We start from the raw sequence: 23,392 nt of genomic DNA, 5'->3' as shown, positions 1-23,392 counted from the left end.
TTCCTCCTTCTCCCTATCGGGGCCCTTAGGCCATGTTCTTCTCTTTGAGAAGAGCCCAGATGTCATCAACGTGATCAGAGGGGACCTTTTGGACGTAGAAGTGCGTCCCGTTGTCGCGAATCGCCTTCAGCGTCTTGACGTCGTCTTCGTCGCAGGCTATCGCCTGGTTGATGACAGTCTTCTCCGCGGTAGCGGCCATGGAGCCGATGCACACCTCGGGGAACTTGACGCCGCCCTCCTCGGCACGCAGCAGGTCCTGCGGCGTCTCGAAGAGCACCATCGCCTTGGTGGCACCAAAGCGCGGGTCCTTGTCGACCTCGATGAGCTTTGAGATGGGGATGACGTGGACGTGGACTCCGGGAGGGGCCGCTTGGATGATCATGTTCTTGCGGAGGTCGTCGTGCGAGACGGCGTCCGAGACAACCAGGATTCGGTCGGGCTGGACCTGCTTGGTCCATGCCGTGGCAACCTGACCGTGAAGCAGGCGGGTATCGATGCGAACGTACGCGTAGTGGATGTGACCGTCGCCGAGAACCGTGCCCTCGGGAATGGCGCTGACGGCCGCTGCTGCGGGAGCGGGGGCTGCGGGAGCCGCTGCACTGGCAGGCTGAAGCTCCTCGGGCTTGACCTTGATTCCGTCCCTCGCCTCGGGATAGATCTCCTTCATCACATCGACCGCGGTTTCGGCGCCCATGCGGGAACCGTACGCGGAAACGAGCATGGGCAGGTTGAGACCGGTTATGGCAACCCAGTCCTCATGCCCCTCCTCGCTGATGAGACGGGAAACCTGGTTGAAGGGCGTCCCTCCCCACAGGTCGACCAGGAACAGCACATGCTCCTGGTCGTTGAAGGTGGAGATCGCGTCAAGCAGCTTCTGGTGCATGTCGTCGGGACCCATGTCGGGCGTCAGAACGACGGCAGCCACATCTTCCTGGGGGCCGAAGATCATACTGCCCGACTCCTTGATGCCCTCGGCGAACTTGCCGTGGCTGGCTAGAACAATACCGACCATCCAACTTCCTCCTTACTTTGCTTCCCTTGCACCGTTAGGACACGCAGAGGAGGCATCAGACTCATTCACAGTACTTGAACAAGTCCTTCACCTTTCATCCACAAAAGCTAGTATAGCGAGCGTTTTCAGGATTTGGGCGAACGCGCGTAAAATTGTTCAAACATGTGGGAGCTTTCGGTTTGAACGGTCGCGTTTTAACCGTAAGCGGTATCTCTCCCCCCACTCATTGGCTTGACCCTCACGCAGTGTCAAGCGCATCTTGCACGTCATACGCTCTTGCCTTCGGCATTTCATCCCACTCCCGACGGACGGAAAGGCCCCCGACACTTGACAGTGACGGAGGCCTCGTTTAGCGACCGATTGAGGGGAGAGACGCGCCAGCCTCCGGCTAGCAGGGAATCTCGACCAGGTCATGCGGGATCTTGGAGAAGGGATGGTAACCGTCATCCGCCACCACGCCGCAGTCCTCGACACGCACGCCAAACTTGCCGGGAAGATAGATGCCCGGCTCGATGGTGACGATGGAGCCAGAAGGGACCACGCGGTCGTAGTGCCTGCTGAAGCCGGGGTTCTCGTGGATCTGGAGTCCCACGCCATGCCCCAGCCCGTGGCCGAAGTACTCGCCATACCCGGCGTCGGAGATGATCTTGACCGCGAGGTTCTGCATGTCGAGGCCGTTGACGCCACCGTGCGCGGCAGCCTGGCACTCCTCGTTGGTCCTGCGCACGACGTCGTAGACGCGGCGCTGCTCCTCCCCCGCCTTGCCCACGCACACCGTGCGGGTCATGTCGGCGTGGTAGTCGTGGTACAGGGCGCCGTAGTCCATCACGACCATGTCGCCCTCGCGCAGCACGTACTCACTTGGGCGAGCATGCGGGTTGGCGCCGTTGGGGCCGGCGGCGATGATCGTCTCGAACGAGACGTTGTCCGCCCCGTGCGTGAGCATGTAGTTGTCCAGCTCCGCGCGCACCTCCTGCTCGGTGAGACCGGGCTTGATGTACTCGACGATGTGGCGGAACGCGTCGTCGGTGATGTCCTGCGCCCTCTGGAGCAGCGAGAGCTCCTCGTCGTCCTTGACCATGCGGAGGTCGGCAATGAACCCGTGCATGCGAGGGGTCAGGCACTCGACGCCGTCGGCACGGCACGCAGCCCCAAAGGCGTCAAAGAACGCGAGGTCACAGGTGTCCTCGACTGCGACGACCCTGGAGCGGGAGTCGCGGGTGTGATCCGCCGCCCACTGGGCGGGGTCAATCACGTCCTCGTCGATCTGCCAGGGCGTATCACTCCCCATGCGATCGAGGAAGATTCCGTAATAGCGAGAATCGGTGTGCAGCCAGAGGCCATCCGCCGTGACGAACGCCGTATGTGCCACCTCGTCGTCGAAAGTCCTCGCAGACCCCGTGAGCCACCTCAGGTCCGCGTTGTTCCTCACGATGGCCGCGTCGTAACCCATGCGGGCCATGAGATCGCGGAAGCGGGCGACTCTGCCCGCGCATGCCTGTGCTTCTGCCATAGTTCCTCCCAATGACGTGTTACCAATAATTCCGTTGCCGGTGGCCTCAGGCTTCGGCGCCCTCCTGCGGCGCGTGCGTCTGGCACCAGGCGGTGACGTGCTCCAGCAGCAGGTCGTCGTCGACCGACGACAGCCTCACGCGCCCCAGCTTCTGGGGGATGGCGAGGAGGAACCTGCCGCTCCTCTGGAACCGCTCCCTTCTCAGCGCCTCCACCATGCGCGCCGGCTCCATCCTGCAGGAGAGGTACGGGAGCCCCAGGCGCTCCAGGAGCTCATCCTGGGCAAGCATGTCGTCGACCGAGATCTTCTCCTGTGCCACCGAGAGGCGACCGGCAAAGCGCATGCCCTCCGCCACGAGCGTGGAGAGCGGGACGTCGGGCAGCTCCGCGGACATCGCCCATGCGAAGTCGAAGGCATAGGTCGATGACTGACGCGTTGCCAACGAGGTCGACGACACCATGTATCCACGCGTCTTGAGCGACGCCAGCGCCTGGGCGAGAATCGCGTCACCAGCGCCCTCACCGCCGCCCATGTACTGCGGCGTACCGTCCCACAGCTCCTCAAACGCCTTGTCAGACTCGGCGACCGCCGAGGCGGCGAAGATCGCACGGGCGAGCAGGGAAGGCTCGGATCCCAGGTCGAGGTCCATCTCCTCCGGGTCGCACAGCAGGTAGCGCATGCTCGGCCTGAGCGAGACCATGCGATCCCTCCCGCCCACGGCAATGGACCGCGGGGAGCAGGGGGACTCGACCATCGCGTCGAGGTCAAGGGGAAGCCCCGCCAACGGCACTCCCCCGCACCAGCAGGAGGCTGCCGAGCTCCCCAGCGAGAGCATGTCGACATCACCAGCGACCAGCAACAGGTCGTCGCAGGTAACCCCAGCCTCGCCAAGGCTCTTGAGGAGAGATCCAAGGGCATCCCAGTCGCGCGCGCCACGCCCGGAGGGCACGTGGATCTGACTCACGGCGAAGCCCCCGTCGGTGAGCTGCCTTCTGAGCCTCTCCTCAAGGCGGGCGTCTCCCCCCTCCGCGGTCACGAGCGCGCAGGCATGCGGGGTCCCGACCGCAGAGCGGAGGAGCGACCCCAGCCCCTCCACGAGGCCGGCCCCAATGCGCACGTCGCACGAGCCGCCGGGCATGGACACCCACTGCCTCACGACCTGGCTCTTCTCTTCGCTCATAGTAGGCCCTTCTCCCAGAGCAGCTGGCCCGCCTCGGAGCACACCTGCTCGAACGTCTTGTTCCTGATGTTGAGCACGAGGTCGGCCTCGCGTTCGTAGAGCGGCCGGCGAAGCCGGTACAAGCGGCGCGCGCCTTCCAACGTCGCGAAGTCGGGGCGGATCTCGGGGTGTTGGATCTGTCTGAGCGAGTCCTCGAAGGAGCCGTCCAGGTACACCACCGTGCCCATGGCGTGCATCAGCCGGCAGCTCTCCCCGCCCTCGACGATCCCACCGCCGCAGCTCACGAGCAGCGACTTGCGTCCGGCGAGGCACCTCAGGGCCGCCGCCTCCCGAGCGCGCAGGGCAGGGGCGCCCTCCTCGGCGAAGACTGCGCACACGCTCTTGCCCGCCATGCGCTCCACGAGGCGGTCGGTGTCCACGTAGTCGCGATGGAAGAGGCAGCCCAGGTTGCGGGCGAGCGTGGACTTGCCGGCGCCGTGGAAGCCCACGAAGAAGATGTGGTCGCACCCCTGGTGCACCACATAGCCCCTCTCGCCCTGTCCGCACTGCGCCATTGCGTCCCAACGAAGTCAGCCGACTTTGCCGCAGACGATTCTAGCATCTGGCGACGCGCTTCCCACCGGGGCACGCGGATGGGCCGGGACGGTCGCGGGAGATCGAGGGACTCAGCGCTGGTCCGGACGACCCTCGCCCTCGAAGTGGCGGTCGCCCAGCACCAGTCGTTCAAAGCGCCTGAGTATGAGCGTGTACCACAGGTCCCGGGTGGACTGCGGCCTCACGAGGATAGTCCTGACCCCGGCGAGGTTACCTGCCGCCATATCGGTGTAGAGCTGGTCTCCCACGAGAACCGCCTCCTCCGGGGTCGCGCCCTCCCTCCTGAGCGCCGCCCACACGGCGAACGGCAGGGGCTTCATGGCGTGATGGACCGCGTCGCTGCCCAGCGCCCTCGCAGAGCGCTCGACGTCCGAGCCGTGGAAGTTGTTGGAGACCAGACAGGTGGAGATGCCCGCGGCGTGCACCCGATCGAGCCACTCCAGGATGGCGGGAGGGGTGACCCAGCTGTCGCGCGGTACGCAGGTGTTATCGCGGTCGAGGAGGACGCAGCGTACCCCCTCGTCGAGGAGCCACCCCACGTCGATGAGGTCGACGGACGCAACGTAGCGGTCCGCCGAGAGGAGGCCCCTCGGGGTAAGCCGCCTACTGCGTCGCATTGGCGATGGCCTTCTGGTGCTCCTCGTACGTCTCGGAGAACACGTGCTCGCTCTCGGTGATCCAGAAGTAGTAGTAGTTGGTGTCCGCCGGCGCGAGAGCCGCCTTAATCGAGGCGAGGCTGGGGCTACAGATGGGCGTGGGCGGCAGCCCCTTGTTGAGGTAGGTGTTGTAGGGGCTCTCGGTCTTGAGGTCGTCCGCCGTGACGGAGCCGCCCGTCACATATCCCATGGTTGCGTCGCTCTGGAGCGCCATCCCCGCCTTGAGGCGGTTGTACAGCACCGAGGCGATCTTGGCGCGGTCGTCGTCGGTGAGCGCCTCCCTCTCGATGATCGAGGCGATGGTGAGGATGTCGTAGTCGCTCACCGTGACCCCATACTTCTCCTTGATGCTCGCCTCGGCGGTGGCGAAGTCAAGCGACGCCACGTTCGCCTGATACTGGTCGAGCATGGCCCGAATCACGGCATCGGCGGAAATTTCGGTGTCGCCAAAGTCGTAGGTGCTCCCGTAGAGGAAACCCTCAAGAGAGTCGTTACCCGCCCCGGAGAGGAAGGCATAGTCGCCCACGTAGTTGGACGCCTTGGCCTGGTTGGTGAAGTCGTCGGACGAGATGCCCAGGGTGCCCTCGACCTTTGACGCGGTCTGAGTAACCGTGAGCCCCTCGGCAAGCGTGATCCGCTTGGAGGTGGAGTTGGGGCCGGCGACGAGCTGGCGTACGAGCTCCGAGAGGTTGGCGCCGGTCATGAGGTCGTACGAGCCGCTCTTCATGCTCGACTCGGCCTGCTGCGACTGCACCTCCTTGAAGAACGCGGAGGAGTCGGAGATGACGCCGGCGTCCATCAAGATCTTGGCGATGCTCGACGCGTCCGAGCCCTCGGGGATGGTCACCGAAACCTGCTGACCGCTCTGCACCTGCTGCGTGTCATCCTGGCGGGAGCCGAAGAAGTGACGGTAGGCGAGAAGCCCTACCCCACCCACGGCCACGAGCGCGACAACCACGAGCACCACCCCCACCCAGCGGTGGCGGGTGCGGCGCTCGTGGCTCTCGCCCGGCGTCCTGTGGTGGGCGCTCTGGGTCGCGCGAGCCGTGCGCTCCGAGACCCTGCCCTGGTAGCGAGCGCGCTTAGGCTGTCCCTGCGCTTCGCCCCGCACCGAGGTGCGCCCCGACGATGTCGGACGGGGACGCTCCCGTCGGAAGGGCTCGCTCCCCCGCCGAGGCTGCGCCTGACCGGAGAAGTGGGAACCTTGCCTGCGTGCGTTGTCTGCCATGTGAAACCTAACTAGTCGTTCCGCCTGGAGTCGAGCCACGCCTGGAGGAAGAGCGAGGCCGCAACCATGTCGACCCTCCCGCGCATGGACCGCTCGTTGTATCCCTGCTCACGAAGGATACGCTTGGCTTCCTGAGAGGAGAGCCTCTCGTCCGCAAACTCCAGCGGAAGCCCGCAGGCTGCGGCGATGCTCTTGGCCTGAACCTCAATCCTCTTCGCCTGCGGCCCCTCCTCACCCGAGAGGGTCATGGGCCGCCCACACACCAGAACCTCCGGCTCGTAGTCCTCGAGGACGAGACGGAAGCTCCGCGCGTGCGAGAGCACCTCCTGCGCGGGGAGAACCTTCACAGGCGAGGCGACGGTGCCGGAGAGGTCGCTCGCGGCGATGCCGATCCTGACCTCCCCGATGTCGAGCGCGAGGGCACGCATGCGGCTAGGCGCCGAGAAGCTCGCGGGCCGCCTGGAGCGCCCTGTCGATCCCGGAGGCGTCAGAACCGCCGGCCTGCGCCATGTTGGGACGCCCACCGCCGCGACCACCCACGTACTGGGCGATCGCGCGCACCACGTCACCGGCCTTGAACCCGGCGGCGACGGCAGGGTCGGTCGCCGCCGCGATGAGGGCCACCTTGCCGTCGGGGGTCGCCGAGGCAAGCACGCACGCAACCGAGTCAGCGCCGACGCCCTCACGGACGCTGTCCCACGCCTGGCGCATCTCCTTGCCGGTAAGCCCGTCAAGCCGTGCGATCACGCAGGAGTACCCGTCCAGGCTCACGGCACCCTTGATGGCGTCGGAGATCTGGTCGCTGGAGGAGCCAAAGCGAGCGTCCTCGAGCGCCTTGCGGGCATCCCTCAGGTCGGACTCGAGGGAGGCGATGCGGTCGACGAGCTCGGAGGGGCGGCACTTCAGGGCCTGCGAGGCCTCCTGAAGGGTCTGCAGGCGCTCGTCCACGTACTCGATGGCGCCTGCGGACGTCACGGCCTCGAGCCTGCGGGCGTTGGAGCCCACGGAGCTCTCGGAGACGATCTTGAAGAAGCCGAGCTCGGCGGTGTTGCGCGCATGGGTACCGCCACACAGCTCACTGGAGAAGGGCTCTGCGGAGTCACCGGTGGAGACCACGCGCACGGTGTCTCCGTACTTCTCGCCAAAGAGCGCAACCGCGCCGGAGGCCTTGGCCTCCTCGAGTCCCATGACCTTGGTGACAATGGGCTCGGCGGCAAAGATCTCTGCGTTGACCATGCCCTCAACGCGCTCGATCTGGTCGGCGGTCAGCGCCTCGAAGTGAGTGAAGTCAAAGCGCAGGCGGTCGGGTGCGACGAGGGAGCCGGCCTGGCTCACGTGGTCGCCCAGCACACGCTTGAGGGCGCTGTCGAGCAGGTGGGTCGCGGTGTGGTTGCGACGGATGAGCTCGCGGCGGCCGTGGTCGATCGCGGCGGTCACGGTGTCACCGACGCGAATGGTACCTGCGGTGACCTCGCACTCATGCGAGACGAGCCCGCCCTCGCGGTGCTTCGCGTCGTCCACCACCAGGCTCGCGCTGTCGGACGTGAGCTTGCCGGTGTCGCCCACCTGGCCGCCCATCTCGCCATAGAAGGTGGTCTTGTCGAGGACGACCTCGACCTTCTCGCCCACGCCGGCCTCCTGCACCTCGTTGCCGTCCCTCACCAGGGCAAGCACACGGCAGCCGTCAATGGAGTCAAGGTCGTAGCCCAGGAACTCGGTGGCGGCGAGCCTGTCGGAGAGGGACGCCCACACGTTGTTGGAGGTGCTCCAGGCGTCGCGGTTCGCCGTCGCGCGGGCGCGTTCCTTCTGGGCCTCCATAGCGGCGTCGAAGGCGTCCATGTCGACGCCGTGGCCGTCGTTGGCGCAGATCTCGCGCGTGAGGTCGATGGGGAACCCGTAGGTGTCGTGCAGCTTGAAGGCGACCTCACCGGAGAGGGGCTCGCCCTCGCCAAGCACATCGAGCTCGCGTGCCAGCATGGCCTCGCCGGCATCCAGCGTGGCGCCAAAGCGCTCCTCCTCCGCGCTGATAATGCCGTCGATCAGGGCCTTGTTCTGGGTGAGCTCGGGATAGACGTCGGCCATGAGGCGCATGACCTCGTGGCTGTAGGTGGTGAGGAACTGGCCCTTGATGCCCATCAGGCGACCGTGGTAGACGGCGCGACGGAGCAGGCGGCGCAGCACGTAGCCGCGGCCCTCGTTGCTGGGCAGGATGCCGTCGCCAATCATGAACGTCACCGCACGGCTGTGGTCGGCGAGGATGCGGAGGCTCTTGTCGGTGCGCGGGTCCTGCTTGTAGGTCACGCCGGCAAGGCGCTCGCCCACGCCGATGAGCGAGCGGAGTACGTCGCCCTCGTAGTTGGAACCCTGGTGCTGCATGATCGCGGCAATGCGCTCCAGGCCCATGCCGGTGTCGATGTTGCGGTGCGGGAGCTCCGGCATCGAGCCGTCCTCCTGGCGGTCGTACTGGGTGAACACGAGGTTCCAGAACTCCAGGTAGCGGTCGCCGTCGTCGCCGGGCTTCTCGCCCTCGAACTCAGGACCCTGGTCAAAGTAGATCTCGGAGCACGGACCGCAGGGGCCGGTGGGACCGGCGGCCCAGAAGTTGTCCTCCTCGCCCAGGCGGCTGATGTGGTCGTACGCCACGCCCTGGGCGTGCCAGAGCTCAATGGCCTCCTCGTCGTTCTCGAAAACGGTCATGTACAGGCGGTCCTTGGGGAGGCCAAGGTGCTCGGGAGAGGTGATGAACTCGTAGGCCCAGGCGATCGCGTCGGCCTTGGTGTAGCCGCCAAACGAGAAGTTGCCGAGCATCTCGAAGAAGGAGAGGTGCCGTGCGTCGCCGATGTTGTCGATGTCGTTGGTGCGCAGGCACTTCTGGCAGGAGCACGCGCCGATCTCGCGCATGGTCTTGGTGCCCTGGTAGTACTCCTTGAACTGGTTCATGCCCGCGTTGGCGAGGAGAAGCGACGGGTCCTCGGGAACCAGGGATGAGGACGGATAGAGCTTGCACCCCTTGCCCTCGAAGAACGTGAGGAAGTCCTCGCGGATCTGTGCCGTGGTCATGGTCTTGAAGTCAGCGGTGCTCATGCTTCTCCTTGCGTTTTGGTTGCGCGCGCCAGCGGCGCCCGTTGTCATGCCGTTCAATGATACGTGCTTGCGTCCCAAGCGAGACGGACAAATGCTCCTCGGCGTGATGGCGAGGGGAGGTCAGTCCCCTCTCCCCCCGGGGTCCCCGGGCGGCACCAGGCGGCTGCCCTTGAGAAAGTCATCGTTGTCCAGGGCGTCGGAGGCGGGCTTGGGCGACCCGTCGTCATATGCGAAGCGATCCCCCTTGAAGAGCCTTCCGTTCTCGGAGACGAGCTGCCTCCCCGTCCTCTTTTCGAAGTAGAACACGAAGATACCGCGCGCCGCCGCGGTGAGCGGGATGGCGAGCGCCATGCCGAGGACGCCGCCCAGGGCGTTGCCGATGATGATCCCCGTGAGCGAGAGGATCGGGTGGACCCTGACCGCGGACTGCATGACCAGGGGCGAGACCAGGTTGTCCGTGACGTTCTGTGCCACGACCGAGACGATGATCGACTCGAGGGCGAGCATGGGGCTCACCGAGAGGGCGAGAAGCGCCGCGATGGCAGCGGCGAGCCAGGGGCCGATGACGGGGACAAAGTGGAAGATGCCCACCACAATGCCCATGAGCCCCGCAAAGGGGTGCCCGATGAGAGAGAACCCGAGGAACGAGAGAAACCCACCCACGGTGGACGTGATCACGATGCCTCGCATGTAGCCACCCATCGACTTGCTGAGGATGGACAGGAGCACGAGGAGGTTATCGCGGTGGCGGGGCCCGGCGATGACCGTTGCCTCGCGGACGATGCCCGGGTAGTCCTTGGCGAGCCAGTAGGCCACGACGAGCCCCAGGAAGATGGTGAAGACGTTGTTTACCGTGGAGACGACATTGCTGATGAGGCCGTTCGAGAGCTTGGCCGTGGCATCCGATGCCATTTTGACGCCCAGGTTGGAGAGCGAGGCGACCGTCTGGTCCAGGCTCTCCTTCACGTCGGCGGTCTCAGAGGTGCCGTACTGGGTCCAAAATTCAGCGATCGCGGAGCGAACCTGCTCAACGTAGTACGGAACGCGCTGGAGGACCTGCATGAGCTGGCTCACGAACGGCGGGGCAAGCAGAACGACGACCAGGACGAAGACCGCGAGCACGAACACGAGGGCGAGGAACGCGGCGAGCGCCCTGGGAACATTGCGGTCCTCGAGCCAGTTGGTAACGGGACTGCAGATGAAGCCGAGGATGACGCCGACGAGAAGTAGCTCGAGGGCTTGCGAGACGAGCCCGGCGACCTGGGCCAGGAGCACCACGGCGACGAGAACGCCGATGAGTGCCCACGCATGGGCACCCACGTGCAGCGCCTTGCGATAGCTCGTTTCCGACTCGCCTGAGTCCCGTGACGTATGAACCAATAGAAGCACTCCCCCGCTGTTTGACGGGAAGTCATTGTAGCAGCAGGGGAGTGCCGGGCGGTTTTTGCACGCCCTAGTGCATAAGACCTTCAGGGTCAATCTTCTCTTGGATCTTCTTGAGGGTTCTGCGGAGAAGACGCGAGACCTGGACCTGAGAGATGCCGAGCTTCTTGGCGATCTCGACCTGGGTCATGCCCTCGATGAAACGCATACGGATGATGTCCTGCTCACGAGGGGAGAAGTCCCGGATGGCGTCCTCGATGACCATGCGGTCGTCCGACGACGCCAGGTTCTCGTCCTCGGTGATGTAGTGGTCGATCACCGACGGCGCGTCGTCGTCCGAGTTGGAGCCCGTCCCCTCGAGCGGGACGGAGCTGTAGGCGCTCGACGATTCCATGGCCTCCAGGACCTCATCCACCGAGGTCCCCAGGGCGTTGGCGATCTCCTCGACCGAGGGACTGCGCTGGAGCTCCTTGGTGAGCTCGTCCGTGACCTGGTTGACCTTGGCGGAGAGCTCCTGGAGCCTGCGCGGGACCCTCACCGACCACCCCTTGTCGCGGAAGTGGCGCTTGATTTCGCCCAGGATCGTGGGCGTGGCGAAGGTCGTGAACTCCAGGCCGCGCGAGGGATCAAAGCGGTCGATCGCCTTGATAAGACCGATGGTCCCCACCTGGATGAGGTCGTCCAGTGGCTCTCCCCTGTTCTTGAACTTGGAGGCAAGGAACCTGACGAGGTTGAGGTGGCTCACGATGAGCTGCTCCCTGGCCTCCTCGTCACCTTCCTCCTTGTAGCGACGGAACAGCTCACGCGTGCGCTCCTTGTCCCACGCGAGCTTCCCCTTGGGGGCGCGTGCCGACAGGCGGCGGCGAGCTGCCCTCCGCTCCTCCGTGCCCTCCGCGTTAGGCATGCGCACCGCCGTTCCGCTTCACGAGGTGAAGGGCTCCGCCCGCTACCTCGCATTCGTCGCAGACCGCCTGGAGCAGCAGCTCCACCAGACCGAGGTCCTCCGTGGGCTCCGCCTCCTCGATGTCACGCTCGCCAAGCGAGAAGTCCATGGAGAAGGCGCCATCACCCATCGAGAAGCTCACGTCACACGCCTTGGGGGCGGTGGCGCAGCTGTAGACGAAGCCCTCCTCCGCCGCCATGCGGACGTCTTCCACGTCGTCGACGCTCATGTCGCACATGACCGCGAGGTTTGCCGCCATCATGCGGACGGCGCGCGCATATCCCGCCTCAGCCGGAACGCTGAGGCTCACGTTGCTCTCTGACATCTCTCTCCCGGGTTCCTCGTTCCGTCCCACACGGCCGTGGGGACGCCTACCTGTCCTGCTCGTCCTCTGCCTCGGCGAGCGCGTCAGCCGCCGCCTCGCCATAGGTGACATAGCCACGATTACGCGGGGCGTCGTCCTCATGCTCCGTCCCAGGAGCGGGCTCGAGGTGCTTTGCCTCGCCCTGCGCGGGCTTCCCCGCGATCCTCGAGACCACGGCGCCGACCGAGTTTGCCGCCTCTCCCGCCACCTTGTTCACGGCCTCCGTGACGCCCGCGGCGGTTCCGGACACGGTGGAGACGTCGCCCAGGATGCCGTTCACACGGCGGAGGCTCTCGTTTGCCTGGTCGACGGCAACGCCGGCCTTCTCCACCAGGGGGTCCACCTGCTTGATGCTGGGCTGGAGGTCGTCCATGGCGCCGTCAAGCTTGGCGATGACGGGCTGGACCTGCTCGATGGTCTCGTTCGCCGCCTTGGTGACCTCGTCGACCGAGGCGCGTGCGCGGCGGATGGTGAGCGCAAGCTCCACGACGGCCCAGATTGCGACGGCTACGAGCGCGATGAGGAGCAGATCGAGAGGACTCATGGGTTTCCCTCCAACGTGGGTGCATGGGTGGCGCATGCCGATGGCAAGACCAGTCGGCACGGGGCGAACCGAGCCTCCGCGCCGCTTGCCACCCCTCGGCAGACGGGGCGGTGACGAGACGCCCTAGGCTGATTCTATCCGTTTTGCAATCGCTTAGACCCGCAGCGACGGGGACGGCGCAACCCTCAGACGAGGAGCGAGAGGTACCACGCCACCGCTTGGTCGCCCCAAAGCGCCGAGAGCCAGGAGGCGACCGCGATGGACGGCCCCCAGGCAAAGGTCCCGTCCCCCCTCCCCTCGCTGCCACGCACGCGCCTCGACACTGACCACGACGCGATCCCCAGGGCGCACGCGACGAGCACGGCGACGATCGCCTTCGCGAGACCCAGGTGCAGGGCCACGACCGAAACCAACTTCACGTCTCCCCCGCCGACGCTTGCGCCTTCCAGGATGCGGTCCATCACGAGCGCGAGAAAGGAGAGCAGGGCGAAGGCGGCACACGCGGAGATGGCCGAACGGGCAAGGAGTCGCGCTAGGTCACCTAGCGCAAGCGCCCCAGATGCGCCCGCGAACGCGAGGGAGAGGAGGCGGGCTGCGATGCCAGCGAGGATGCACCCGTTGGGAATGAGGCGACAGTCGAGGTCGACGAGGGATGCCACGACGAGGGACGCGGCGAGGAGCGAGAGCCCCAGGAAGCTCGGGGAAGGCCCGAGGCGGACGGCGAGCGACGAGAACGCGACGGCAAGGGCAGCACCCGAGGCAAGCGACCTCGCCGGAGAGGGGCGAGAGGGAAAGAGCCCGCGGCGTGACTCCATCCATGCTGCGGCACGGCATACGGGCCTCCCAAGCGCGAGGCCGACAGGGACGCAGAAGATGACGGCGAGAGGAACGTTGCCGACGACTGCCTGATGCACCGGTCACCCCCACAAGTCGAATAGCCTACGCAGGAGCGGGGGTATCGCCCAGGCTACCCCTCTCCCGGCGTGACGCCATCCCCACCGCCGGCAGTGCCGCCCCTCTCGCCCGCATCCGTGCCCTGCCTGGGACCGCGACCGATGCCGCGATCGCGCGCGGTTGCCTCGATGCGCCAGGCCTCCCAGCCGCGAGGCCCAGGATGGTACAGGGAACCGGGCTCGAGTCCGTCGGGCAGATACTGCTGCTGAACCCATCCCTGCGGGTAGTCGTGGGGGTACAGGTAGGCACCATACGTCTCCGAGCCCGGACGATGCCGGTCTCGCAGGTGGTTGGGCACCTCGCGTCGGGGGCCCTTCCTCACCTCGGCGAGGGCGCGGTCGATGGATGCCTCGCAGGCGTTGGACTTGGGTGCCAGCGCGTTGTAGATCGCCGCCTGGGCAAGGTTGATGCGACACTCTGGGTACCCAATGACCTCCGCCGCCCTGAAGGCCGCCTCCGCCACCAGAAGGGCGGTGGGGTCGGCGTTTCCTATGTCCTCGCTCGCGCAGATCATGATGCGGCGGGCGATGAACTTGGGATCCTCTCCCCCGTCGATCATGCGCGCGAGCCAGTAGAGGGCAGCGTCGGGGTCGCTGCCACGCATCGACTTAATGAACGCCGAGATGATGTCGTAGTGCATGTCACCCGACTTGTCATACGGGAGCCCGTGCCTGGGGTTTGCCTCCAGTACGTTCTGGACGGTGATGGCGAGGGGGTGCTCCGGGTCCGCCTCGGATGGGTCCCCCGTAGGGAGGGCCATTTGACTGGCGAGCTCGAGCGAGGTGAGGGCGGCCCGCCCGTCTCCCCCGGCGAGCGTCACGATCTCTCGCAGCGCATCGTCCTCGATGGTGAAGGCACCCCGCAATCCCTCCTCTGCGATGAGGGCGCGTCGCACGAGCGCCCCGATGTCATCGTCGGCGAGGGGATGGAGCTCCACGACGCGGGAGCGGCTGATGAGCGCGCCGTTGACTTCGAAGTAGGGATTCTCGGTGGTTGCCCCCACCAGGACCACGATGCGATCCTCGACTGCATGGAGAAGGGCGTCCTGCTGCGTGCGGCTGAAGCGGTGGATCTCGTCCACAAACAGGATGGTGCGCCTGCCCTGGGCGAGGAGCCGCGAGTTGGCGTTGTCGATCTCTCGTCTGAGGTCCTTGACCGTGCCCGTGACGGCAGAGACCTCCACGAACTCTGCGTGCGTGGTGTTGGCGATGATCCTGGCGAGCGTGGTCTTGCCCGTCCCCGCCGGCCCGTAGAGGATGACCGACGAGAGGGTGTCGTGCTCGATGGCGCGACGAAGCCACGACCCCTCGCCCACCGCCTCCTCCTGGCCAACGTACTGGTCGAGGGTCTGGGGACGCATGCGGACGGCGAGAGGGGCGTTTGCCCTGCGCTTGGAGCGCTCGATGTTGCTGAAGAGTGTATCCATGCCCCGATTGTACTATGCGGCAGCAGGGCGGCGCCCCCGTGGGGACTCGTTGCGGTCGTCGCCAGGGGGACTGCCTGTCGGAAACCGTGCCGTCCGCTGTCAGGTAGCTGGGGCGGCGGGCGCGAGAGGCCCCTCCCCCGCATGCCGACACGATTGCACACGATGAATGTGTAGTTCGCATCGCCATGCGACGTGTGTGGTAATGTTCCCAAGGCTCACGCAGCCATCAATCGAATACTGGTCTCGAATTGGAAACGCACACTAGCCCCTAGTGATAACGAACAACACAGTCGTCACTCAGAGAAGGAGCGCGTTTTATGCCCAGAACCAGGTTCGAGAACTTCATCTTCACTGTGATCATGGTGTTCATCATGGTCTACGCGATGATCTGCTATAACATTTCCCTCGCCATCGGCGGCATGACCGATCGGGTGTTTCTCATGGCGTTTGGCGAGCTGCGCATCATGTGGCCGGTTGCAATCGTGCTCGAGATGTTCGTGATGGAGCGCGCCGTGATCCATCTCACGAACCGTGTCGTCACCCGGGACATGCCCCTCATTTGGATGCTGCTCATCCGCTGCTCCCTGACGGTATGCCTGATGTGCCCCGCCATGAGCCTGTTTGCCACCTTCCTCTTCAAGGAGTATTCGTCTGCCGGTCTGGTTGGAACCTGGCTGCAGACCGCGGCACTGAACTTTCCCATGGCCCTGGCATGGCAGATCTTCTTCGGAGGTCCCCTGGGCAGGCTGCTGTTCCGCCTTGCCTTCAGGAGGGGCGAGGAGGTTCACGTGGAGTCCGCCGCCAACATCGAAGCGGCGGGGGCGTCCGCAGCCAGGGAGGCATAGAGGGCTCGGCACCCGACACGCGGCATCTGCGCAGATCGGAGCCGTAACAACAACCAGCCGCGCAGGGGCAGGGGGACACGGAGAGCGCCGCCGTGCCCCCCGTTTTGGCTCCTGGCGTGGGGGTTTGCCCCCGATGCCGCCCGAAGCCCGCTTGGACGAATCACGCCCCTTCTCGATGATGCCCATGGCCCGAACCCTCGTTTCGGCCCCATGCAGCTTGCCATCCCCCGGCCAAGCGGACGGTGATGCCCCCACGAAGGCTGCCATCCATGGACCGCTCGCGCATCGGCTATGCAGAATGGGACTACACTTATCACAAAATTAAAAGCCATTTCTGGCAGTGGAAGCCGGGGTCTCATGGCACAGCGAGTTCGTCCAAATGAGTCATACGTTCTCGATCGTCTGAGCCAGGCGCTCGAAGAGGGGTGGATACGGCCATACTTTCAGCCGGTGCAGCGCACCCTCACGGGACGCATCTGCGGCATGGAGGCACTTGCCAGATGGGATGACCCCACCTATGGCCTGCTCTCCCCCGCCGCCTTCGTTCCCGTGCTCGAGCGCAGGAATCTCATATGGCGCATGGACCTGAAGATCGTCTCCCAGGTTGCCCATTTGCTCGGCACCTTGCTTGCCGAGGACAGGCCGGTCGTCCCCGTTTCGGTGAACCTCTCGCGCATAGACTTCCATGCGTGTGACATGCTGGAGAAGATCGACGGGGTCCTACAGCGCGAGGGCGTGCCTCGCGTGCTCCTCAACATCGAGCTCACGGAGAGCGCGTTGGCAGATGACGAGGTGATTCTGCGCGAGTCTGCCCGCTTCCGGAAGAGGGGCTACGAGCTGTGGCTGGACGACTTCGGAAGCGGCTACTCCTCGCTCAACACGCTCAAGGACACGCATTTCGATGTCCTCAAGATAGACATGGAGTTCCTCCGCGAGTTCGACTCGATGCCACAGAGCCGCGTGATCATCTCGTCCATAGTCAACATGGCAAAGTACCTGCACATAGGAACGCTATGCGAGGGGGTCGAGACCGAGGAGCAGCGCAACTTCCTGCTCTCGGTTGGCTGCGAGCAATTGCAGGGGTACCTCATCAGCAAGCCGCGTCCCCTTGAGGGGGTCATCCATGACCTGCAGTCCGGGAGCATCGAGCTGGAAACCTCGAACGTGCTGGGGTACTACACGCGCATCGGCAAGGTAAACACGCTCGCCGCAAACCCCCTCCAGCTCGAGGACGCGTACGACCCGCTCTCGATCGGGCACAGCGGCAGCCTCTGCATAATCGAACTCCAGCAAGGTGATGCCCACGTCCTGTTCGAGTCGCAGGTGTTCGCGAACCTTCTCGCCATGATGGGCGTGATGGACAAGGAGTCGCTCGAGAACCTGCTCAACGACCCGGACGACCGCGTCGGTCGCGAGGCACTGAACATTATGCGGACCTCCGCAAGGACAGACTTGGTGGAGACCGCCCAATTGGTCGTGGGAGAGCGCGAGTACGCCTTCTCCATACGTCACATCGTGTCGCAGCAGAGGAGCTCCGCCTTTGCCGTTAGCGCCAGCGACATCACTGACACCGCGCGGCTGAAGGGCCCCATTCGAACGAGGACGGTAACCAACTACCTCATGCTGCTGTTCGAGCAGATTGACATATTCGACCTTGACAGCGACACGGCAACGTACATCTATCGTTCCACCAGCAACTTCCCCCATCATTTCAAAGGTAGGACACCACAGGCGGTACTTCGCGACATCGGGGCGCGCTTCGTCCATCCCCTGGACAAGGAGAGGTTCGGAGACTTCACGGACCTAAGCACCATTGATGGACGCCTGGACAGGGCGAAGGGAAGGCATCTCTCCGATGCGTTCCGCATCCTGGAGCGCGAGACCGGGCGCTACGCCTGGAAGACCTTCACGTTTGCCCCGGCGCACAACGTGGGGCACCGCTTCCTGGTCTTCACCGCACGACCCACCAACCAGGAGGTCGTGAGCCACGTGTCCAAGCCTGGCGAGCTCGTCTCGTCCAGGCTGCTATGGGACACGCTCGTGCGCGATGCCCCCCTCGGGCTCTTCTGGAAGGATGCCGAACGGCGCTTCATAGGCGCCAGCCAAGAGTTCCTCGACTTCTACGGTTTCGAGTCCGAGGACGCCGTCGTGGGCAAGACCGACGAGGACATGGGGTGGCATCCCGACCCTGGCCCATTCGAGCGAGACGAGGAAGCCATCATCACCAGGGGTGCCCGGACAAGAAACGTCGCAGGAACCTGCATGGTCAACGGCGAGGTCCACCACATTCGAGCCTCCAAGATGCCACTGATCTCAAACGGCACGATCAAAGGCCTCGTGGGTTACTTCATCGACCTGGACAGCGACACCTTAAAGCTCTCGGGAGAGAGGAGCCTGCTCCTCGGGGCGCGCGGATCCACGAAGCTCACCGGTGCGGCGGCGGCCTATCAGGACGCCTGGCGCCACGACCAGATACCCTTTGCCCTCATCGTCATGAGCATTGACTCGGTGGCAGACTTCAACCTGACCTTTGGACCTGTGCTCCTCGACCACCTCGTGAAGAAGGTTGGCTCGTGCGTAGCCCAAGTCGTGGACGTGCACGGAGCCTGGGACCAGATTGGCAGGGGCAAGTTCTGCGTCCTGGTTCAGTGCGCGAACAAGGAGCAGGCGGACCGGGTCGCAGCTCAGCTTCGCCAGGCCGTCGCATCAATTTCGCAGGTTGACGGAATTCAGGTGAGCGTACGGTGCACCACGGGCATCGCCCGAAGCCAGGAAAGCGACGACCTGGAGCAGATGGAGCGCATCGCCGACAGGCGCCTGCGCGAGGCAATCTCCGACCGTGTCGTAACGACGCGGGGCCTCTCCCGGGAGGACGTCATCCGTCGAATGACCGTGCTCGGCTCATACTTTGATGCCGTCCGTCTGGTGGATCCCTCGGTCTACAAGGCGTCGAGCCCAAATAGCGTGAGCTCAATGGGGGTAAGCTCCGACTGCTTTGACATCTGGGGCCAGGATCGCTGCTGCAAGGACTGCGTCTCGCAGCGTGCGGTGGACACTGGCGCCATTCAGCAAAAGTACATGGCGCATGACGGAAAGCGCTATCTCGTGCGCGCCTTCCCCGTGGTCGTGGATGACAAGTCCTGTGCCATCGAGGTCATGGTACAGCTACCCGAAGGGGAGTGAGGGAGGACGGAGCGATTCGGGCCGCCGCGAGGTGGACGGCCGGCGCGTGACGTGATTCCCTCCCCTGCGCTGCGCAATCTAGCACGTCTCTCGGACGCACGCCGTCGGAGGAACGAAACAGGGGCGATGTCTTTGCCCGACGTCGACCCATCCTCCACGAGGGCGACGGCGGTCCCAATGTGCGGCGCTGTCTTGAGTCGTCGCTTCTATATTCGTGTTTTTATGACTTACTATTCACATATATTGAGCTTTCGATTGAAAGGACCCCACAAGTCGACCACGCCTAGCAATTATTTTGCATCAGACGCCTGCGAAGGTTGGAGCTACGACGGGACACTAGGGTTCCTCTCGTAGGTTGGCGAAGAATTGCGTTAGCTTTATACATTTTATGAGGTTTTATATATGGACGATACGTCAGTGATCGAACAACGTCTTGACCACATCGAGCCGCACGAGCTACTTGAGAACCCTCTGGTTATCGAAAGCCTGGTCAGCGAGAACCTGGGGTTCTGCTCGTCTGCGGCGCTTTGCGCATCCCTGATGTGCTCAATCGGCTTGGCTGGCACGTTCTCGCCGTTTAGCTCGGGGCAGGTTCTCCCCCAAATCAACGCGACGATGGCGTACTTGACGCTCGGCCTCGTGAACATCGTGTTCATGCAGCTCTTTCGCAAGGCATCGAAGCTCTTCCCGCTTCACAAGATGAAGGCTGAGACATGCCGGGGAATCATCGTGACCTTTCAATGCGCGGACATGATTCTGGCAAGCGTGACCTTCTTTACGACGCAGATGGGAAGCAGCTTCTTCTTTGAGTACATCCTCGTTACGGTGATTGCGTTTCTCATGCCACTAAACAGGCCGAGCAATGCCATTTGCTATGCCTTGGTCAATGGCCTCTCCGCGGTCTTTGTCATGACCGTGGTTCTCTCTGATTCGCCGCGGTCTGCCGTTGCCTGGCAGGATTGGGTGGACCTGGCAATCCTTCTTCTCATCTGCCTTGCGGTGTCTTGGCTCAGGTGGCGCTCCTTCCTGCGGTACCAGGCGCTTCGCATAAGCCTCCTGAAGAGGGAGGATGATGCCCTTCAGAAGGCGAGGAGGGACGAGCTCACTCAGTTGCTCAATCGCACCGCGCTGCGGGACGACTTTCCGTCGTTGTGCTCTGGCAGGGCAAACGTCGCGCTGATGGATATCGACTCCTTCAAGCGCATCAACGATGTGACGGGCCACCAACAGGGTGACAGGGTGCTCTCGCTGGTGGGCGAATCGATTCGCAGCATGTTCGACCACGCGGGGGACCACTGCTACCGCTACGGTGGCGACGAGTTTCTCATCATCACGGTAGGTGAGGGAAGGGCAGAGTTCGTCAAGCGTCTCGAGGCGCTGCAGAGCCTCTGCAACGAACGCGGCGGGGCGGATCGCGCGAACCTGAGCATTGGATACGTCAGCGCTTCCCCCCACAGCAGCGAGCAGCTGCGCGACTGCATCAAAAGGGCCGACAATTGGATGTACGTGGCAAAGCGATCGGACAAGACCGAGGTCAGGGGCGAGGAGCTGCTCTCCTTTCACAAGCTGCGGATCGCATAGGGCCCTCCGACGGGTGGGGGCAGGGCCCAGCGGGCGCTGCCTAGGGGCGCACTCCGTCGAAGTAGCTCCGACGGGGGAACAGCTCGCGCGCCTGGGGGAAGAGCGCCTGGCACGTTGCCACGAAGTAGTCGTCGGTCATCGCGCTGATGAAGTCGACCACCGTCTGGTCGGGGTCCGCCTCCCAGTCGTACGCGCCGTCGTAGTGCGATAGCTGCCGCTCCAGCGGCCTGATGTGGTGAGAGAAGATCGCGCTCGTCTCGTCGCCCGCCGCAAGGGCATCGAGCTCATGCTGGTACAGCAGGCCAAAGAGCTCTCCGACCCTGGAGGGGAAGTCGCCGTTGACCTCGCTCGACCCGTAGATTCTCTCGTAGTTCTCCCGCTTGGCGCGGCGCATCTCGGCAAAGCCCTCCTCGCTCAGGGCAATGTGGTCGGTGCCGACGCTGTTCTCGACGACGTCCGCAACGAAGGCCGAGAGCGCCCAGGCGTTGTAGGCACCACCAAGCCCGTCGTCGAAGCTTCCCTCGTCCGCAAGCCCCGCCCGGATCGCGTCCTGGCGGTCCTTGCCCACGTAGGCGATGATGTCCGACACCCGGACCACGCACCCCTCCAGGGTCATGGGCCGAAGCCTGCCTATCGCCTCGTCGCCCGACTCCCAGCAGCCGTGCACCACGCGGTCGAAGGTGTCGAAGCTCGTGAGCCCACTGGTGTGGAACTCCTGCTGCTCGAACTCCCCGTTGTGGCAGATGACCCCGTCGAGCGTCTGGAGCGACAGGTTGCGCCCGTAGAGCACGTCGAGCACGCGCACGCTCTGGACGTTATGGAAGAACCAGCGCCCGGTGCGCTCGTGGAACACCTGGTTGAGGAACCTCTCCCCCGCATGGCCGAACGGCGTGTGGCCGATGTCGTGGCCCAGCGCGATGGCCTCGATGAGGTCGAGGTTGAGCCCCAGAGCGCGGCCGATGTCGCGTGCCACACGGCCCACAAGCTGCTCGTGCAACCCACGCCTGCAGAGGTCGTCGTCCGGCCTGAAGGAGAACACCTGCGTCTTGCCGTTGAGACGGTTGTACGCTTGGGTGTGCACGATCTTCTCGGCATCGCGCACGAACGCGGGGCGCAGGACCGTGTCGCGGTCGCGCTCGTCGTCGCGCCTGATGACGGAGGCGTTGGCGCAGGCGTAGTGCGAGAGCCCTCCCCGCTTGAGCTGCTGCATCACAAGTTCCTCGGCCCGGGGGGTGAGCTCCCCCGTGAGGTCGGGAGCCAGCCTATTGGTGAGCCTCACGCTACTCATCTCCCCTCGCGACGGGCGCTACCCCTGCATCGTCGTGGACCACGAAGGCACCCATGTTGAGCCTACCCGTGAACTCGCCGATCGTGCTGTTGCGACCGCATCGGGTGTAGACGCCGCAGAACCGCCCGTTGAAGAGGTACAGGCCCTCCATGTTGTTGGCCGGGTCCGCCTCCATCGGGTCGTCGCCGTCGTCCAGGATGCCCGCCATCGCCGGAGTCGCGTACTGGGGCGCGTATTCCTGTATCACGTCGTGGTCCCTCACGCCGGCGCGCAGGCGCTCCTCCCACTCCCCCGCGGCCACGTCCATGCCGGCGGTGACGCCTACCGAGTTGTATCCCCCCGAGGGCTTCACGATCCAGCGCTCCCTCTGGGAGAAGCGAGAAAGGTCTGTGGCGCCGGGGCCGCCCAGTATCAGGGTGAGAGGGACGTGCCTCTCCACGAACTCGTTCTGCTCGGGCGTGAGGATGGCGCGGCACTCGGGCGTGCGCAGCACCGCGAACACGGTCTTGGTGGCGCAGGGCCAGGTCCTGAAGCCGCCCACGGTGCACACGAGCCCCCGCTGGGTCGCGTCAACCAGCGCGTCCGCCCCGTCGCAGCGCCTCTGCGCGAGCTCGCTGGTGACGGCGCGCCTCCAAACGCACGCGATGGGCCCCTCGTCATCGAGGAGCAGCTCGTCGCCGCCCCACTCCCCCACCCTGAGGTCGCGGACGTCCGAGAAGCGCGCGTCTACCCCCAGGTCTCGCATGCGCCCCAGGAAGTCGTCCACCTCGTCTGCCGAGACGGAGTCGGCGTAGTCGACCACGGCGAGCGAGGGGTATGCCAGGCATGGCGCGCCCTGGTGGCCGCGCGCCCACTCCGCGTAGGTGTCAAGCAGCGCGAACAGACAGGCCGACGTGACGTCGAACGCCTCGTACCGGGGATGGCGGCGGGTGAACTCGCGCCAGGTCGCGCTCCGCTCGATCGCACGGGTGATCTCGACCGTGTTGGTCATCCCTGCCGACCCGTCGGTGTTGAGCTCGCAGAACTGGAAGTCGCCCGTCTCCTCGTTGAGGAAGACGTCCACGCGGGCCAGGGGGATCATCCGCGAGTAGCCGGTGGGCACCTGACAGATGCGGTCGAGGTAGGGCGGGAGGGCAAAGAGCGACCTGAAGTGCGGGTCCTCCACAAACCGGGCGGTGACCGCCTCCATGATCCGCCCCATCTGCTCCGCGGCGTCGCGCAGCACCGCAGCCTCGCGGTCGTCGAAGATCTTGGGCGTGAACGCCCAGGGCGAGGGCCCGCCGTGATAGAGGGCGTGGGTCTGCCGCAGGTAGGCACTGCCCCCGCGGCGACCGTCCTCGTCGCCGCCGAGCGTCCGTGCAATGGAGACAAACTCGTCCTCCATCTCGCGGCCGGTCATGGAGCCGCCTGAGGCGCTCCTCCCCTCGCCGCACATGCCGTCTATGCCCGCAGAAACCACAGCCACGGAGACCTCCCCCGCAGGCGGCGCATCGCTCAGCCGCCGCCCCTCAAAATGTTGCCTCGGGGCCAACAGTATAGGACGAGGGCGAGACGTACGTTCGCCAGTAGCCCGACCGGGCGACGCGACGGCAGGCAGGGGGAGCGTGCGAGAGG

The 23,392-nt window shown here is 64.9% G+C and carries 19 protein-coding genes; 3 read left to right on the top strand and 16 right to left on the bottom strand.

Annotated elements, in window-relative coordinates; all coding sequences use genetic code 11:
• Window positions 1-25: 25 nt before the first annotated feature.
• From FYJ68_RS08110 to FYJ68_RS08045, 14 genes are all read right to left on the bottom strand, one after another.
• Window positions 26-1,012 (bottom strand): PTS sugar transporter subunit IIB, encoded by a 987-nt coding sequence (locus FYJ68_RS08110; protein ID WP_154435713.1) that lies wholly within the window; start codon window positions 1,010-1,012, stop codon window positions 26-28.
• Between the two features lie 388 nt (window positions 1,013-1,400).
• The gene (locus tag FYJ68_RS08105; protein WP_154435712.1) at window positions 1,401-2,525 is read right to left on the bottom strand and encodes a M24 family metallopeptidase; all 1,125 of its coding nucleotides are present in this window, start codon (window positions 2,523-2,525) and stop codon (window positions 1,401-1,403) included.
• 46 nt (window positions 2,526-2,571) lie between these two features.
• Window positions 2,572-3,705 (bottom strand): 3-dehydroquinate synthase, encoded by a 1,134-nt coding sequence (locus FYJ68_RS08100; RefSeq protein WP_154435711.1) that lies wholly within the window; start codon window positions 3,703-3,705, stop codon window positions 2,572-2,574.
• Entirely contained in the window at window positions 3,702-4,259 is a 558-nt protein-coding gene (locus FYJ68_RS08095; protein ID WP_154435710.1) for a shikimate kinase, read from the bottom strand. Before FYJ68_RS08095 ends, FYJ68_RS08100 begins: the two co-directional genes overlap by 4 nt.
• Before the next feature lie 111 nt (window positions 4,260-4,370).
• Window positions 4,371-4,916, bottom strand: coding sequence for a YqeG family HAD IIIA-type phosphatase (locus FYJ68_RS08090; protein WP_154435709.1), 546 nt, complete (start codon window positions 4,914-4,916; stop codon window positions 4,371-4,373).
• Window positions 4,903-6,183, bottom strand: a complete 1,281-nt coding sequence (gene mltG / locus FYJ68_RS08085) for an endolytic transglycosylase MltG (RefSeq protein WP_154435708.1) — start codon at window positions 6,181-6,183, stop codon at window positions 4,903-4,905. The genes FYJ68_RS08090 and mltG overlap by 14 nt, the downstream gene beginning before the upstream one ends.
• An 11-nt stretch (window positions 6,184-6,194) precedes the next feature.
• Complete coding sequence (gene ruvX, locus FYJ68_RS08080; RefSeq protein WP_154435707.1) at window positions 6,195-6,611, bottom strand: Holliday junction resolvase RuvX; 417 nt, start codon at window positions 6,609-6,611, stop codon at window positions 6,195-6,197.
• Window positions 6,612-6,615: 4 nt separating this feature from the next.
• Entirely contained in the window at window positions 6,616-9,267 is a 2,652-nt protein-coding gene (gene alaS, locus FYJ68_RS08075) for an alanine--tRNA ligase (RefSeq protein ID WP_154435706.1), read from the bottom strand.
• Window positions 9,268-9,387: 120 nt separating this feature from the next.
• Window positions 9,388-10,647: an AI-2E family transporter gene (locus FYJ68_RS08070; protein WP_195837770.1), complete on the bottom strand. Its 1,260-nt coding sequence runs from the start codon at window positions 10,645-10,647 to the stop codon at window positions 9,388-9,390.
• 73 nt (window positions 10,648-10,720) lie between these two features.
• Window positions 10,721-11,554, bottom strand: a complete 834-nt coding sequence (locus tag FYJ68_RS08065; RefSeq protein ID WP_154435704.1) for an RNA polymerase sigma factor SigF — start codon at window positions 11,552-11,554, stop codon at window positions 10,721-10,723.
• Window positions 11,547-11,918 carry an ATP-binding protein gene (locus FYJ68_RS08060; protein WP_154435703.1) on the bottom strand — a complete coding sequence of 124 codons (372 nt, stop codon included), beginning with the start codon at window positions 11,916-11,918 and terminating at the stop codon, window positions 11,547-11,549. The genes FYJ68_RS08065 and FYJ68_RS08060 overlap by 8 nt, the downstream gene beginning before the upstream one ends.
• Window positions 11,919-11,964: 46 nt before the next feature.
• Window positions 11,965-12,501: a DUF948 domain-containing protein gene (locus tag FYJ68_RS08055; protein WP_195837769.1), complete on the bottom strand. Its 537-nt coding sequence runs from the start codon at window positions 12,499-12,501 to the stop codon at window positions 11,965-11,967.
• A 185-nt stretch (window positions 12,502-12,686) separates the two neighbouring features.
• Entirely contained in the window at window positions 12,687-13,415 is a 729-nt protein-coding gene (locus tag FYJ68_RS08050) for a prepilin peptidase (protein WP_154435701.1), read from the bottom strand.
• 53 nt (window positions 13,416-13,468) lie between these two features.
• Window positions 13,469-14,881 carry a replication-associated recombination protein A gene (locus FYJ68_RS08045; protein ID WP_154435700.1) on the bottom strand — a complete coding sequence of 471 codons (1,413 nt, stop codon included), beginning with the start codon at window positions 14,879-14,881 and terminating at the stop codon, window positions 13,469-13,471.
• A 317-nt stretch (window positions 14,882-15,198) separates the two neighbouring features.
• Between FYJ68_RS08045 and FYJ68_RS08040 the strand changes: the two genes are divergently transcribed.
• The 3 genes from FYJ68_RS08040 to FYJ68_RS10505 all read left to right on the top strand — a co-directional run bounded on the left by FYJ68_RS08040 (window position 15,199) and on the right by FYJ68_RS10505 (window position 20,490).
• Complete coding sequence (locus tag FYJ68_RS08040; RefSeq protein ID WP_154435699.1) at window positions 15,199-15,726, top strand: DUF2798 domain-containing protein; 528 nt, start codon at window positions 15,199-15,201, stop codon at window positions 15,724-15,726.
• 357 nt (window positions 15,727-16,083) lie between these two features.
• Window positions 16,084-18,909, top strand: coding sequence for a bifunctional diguanylate cyclase/phosphodiesterase (locus tag FYJ68_RS08035; RefSeq protein WP_195837768.1), 2,826 nt, complete (start codon window positions 16,084-16,086; stop codon window positions 18,907-18,909).
• Window positions 18,910-19,326: 417 nt separating this feature from the next.
• Window positions 19,327-20,490: a GGDEF domain-containing protein gene (locus FYJ68_RS10505; protein ID WP_326832281.1), complete on the top strand. Its 1,164-nt coding sequence runs from the start codon at window positions 19,327-19,329 to the stop codon at window positions 20,488-20,490.
• Between the two features lie 40 nt (window positions 20,491-20,530).
• Here FYJ68_RS10505 and FYJ68_RS08025 read toward each other — a convergent pair whose 3' ends face one another.
• Window positions 20,531-21,778, bottom strand: a complete 1,248-nt coding sequence (locus FYJ68_RS08025) for a deoxyguanosinetriphosphate triphosphohydrolase family protein (protein WP_154435696.1) — start codon at window positions 21,776-21,778, stop codon at window positions 20,531-20,533.
• A complete protein-coding gene (locus FYJ68_RS08020) occupies window positions 21,771-23,243 on the bottom strand; it encodes a hypothetical protein (protein WP_154435695.1) in 1,473 nt (490 codons plus the stop codon). The genes FYJ68_RS08025 and FYJ68_RS08020 overlap by 8 nt, the downstream gene beginning before the upstream one ends.
• Window positions 23,244-23,392: the final 149 nt, after the last annotated feature.

The organism is Olsenella porci, from assembly GCF_009695875.1.
GTDB classification, from domain to species: domain Bacteria; phylum Actinomycetota; class Coriobacteriia; order Coriobacteriales; family Atopobiaceae; genus Olsenella_H; species Olsenella_H porci.
The sequence above is the reverse complement of the archived record's forward strand: the minus strand, read 5'-3'. Positions and strand labels throughout refer to the sequence as shown.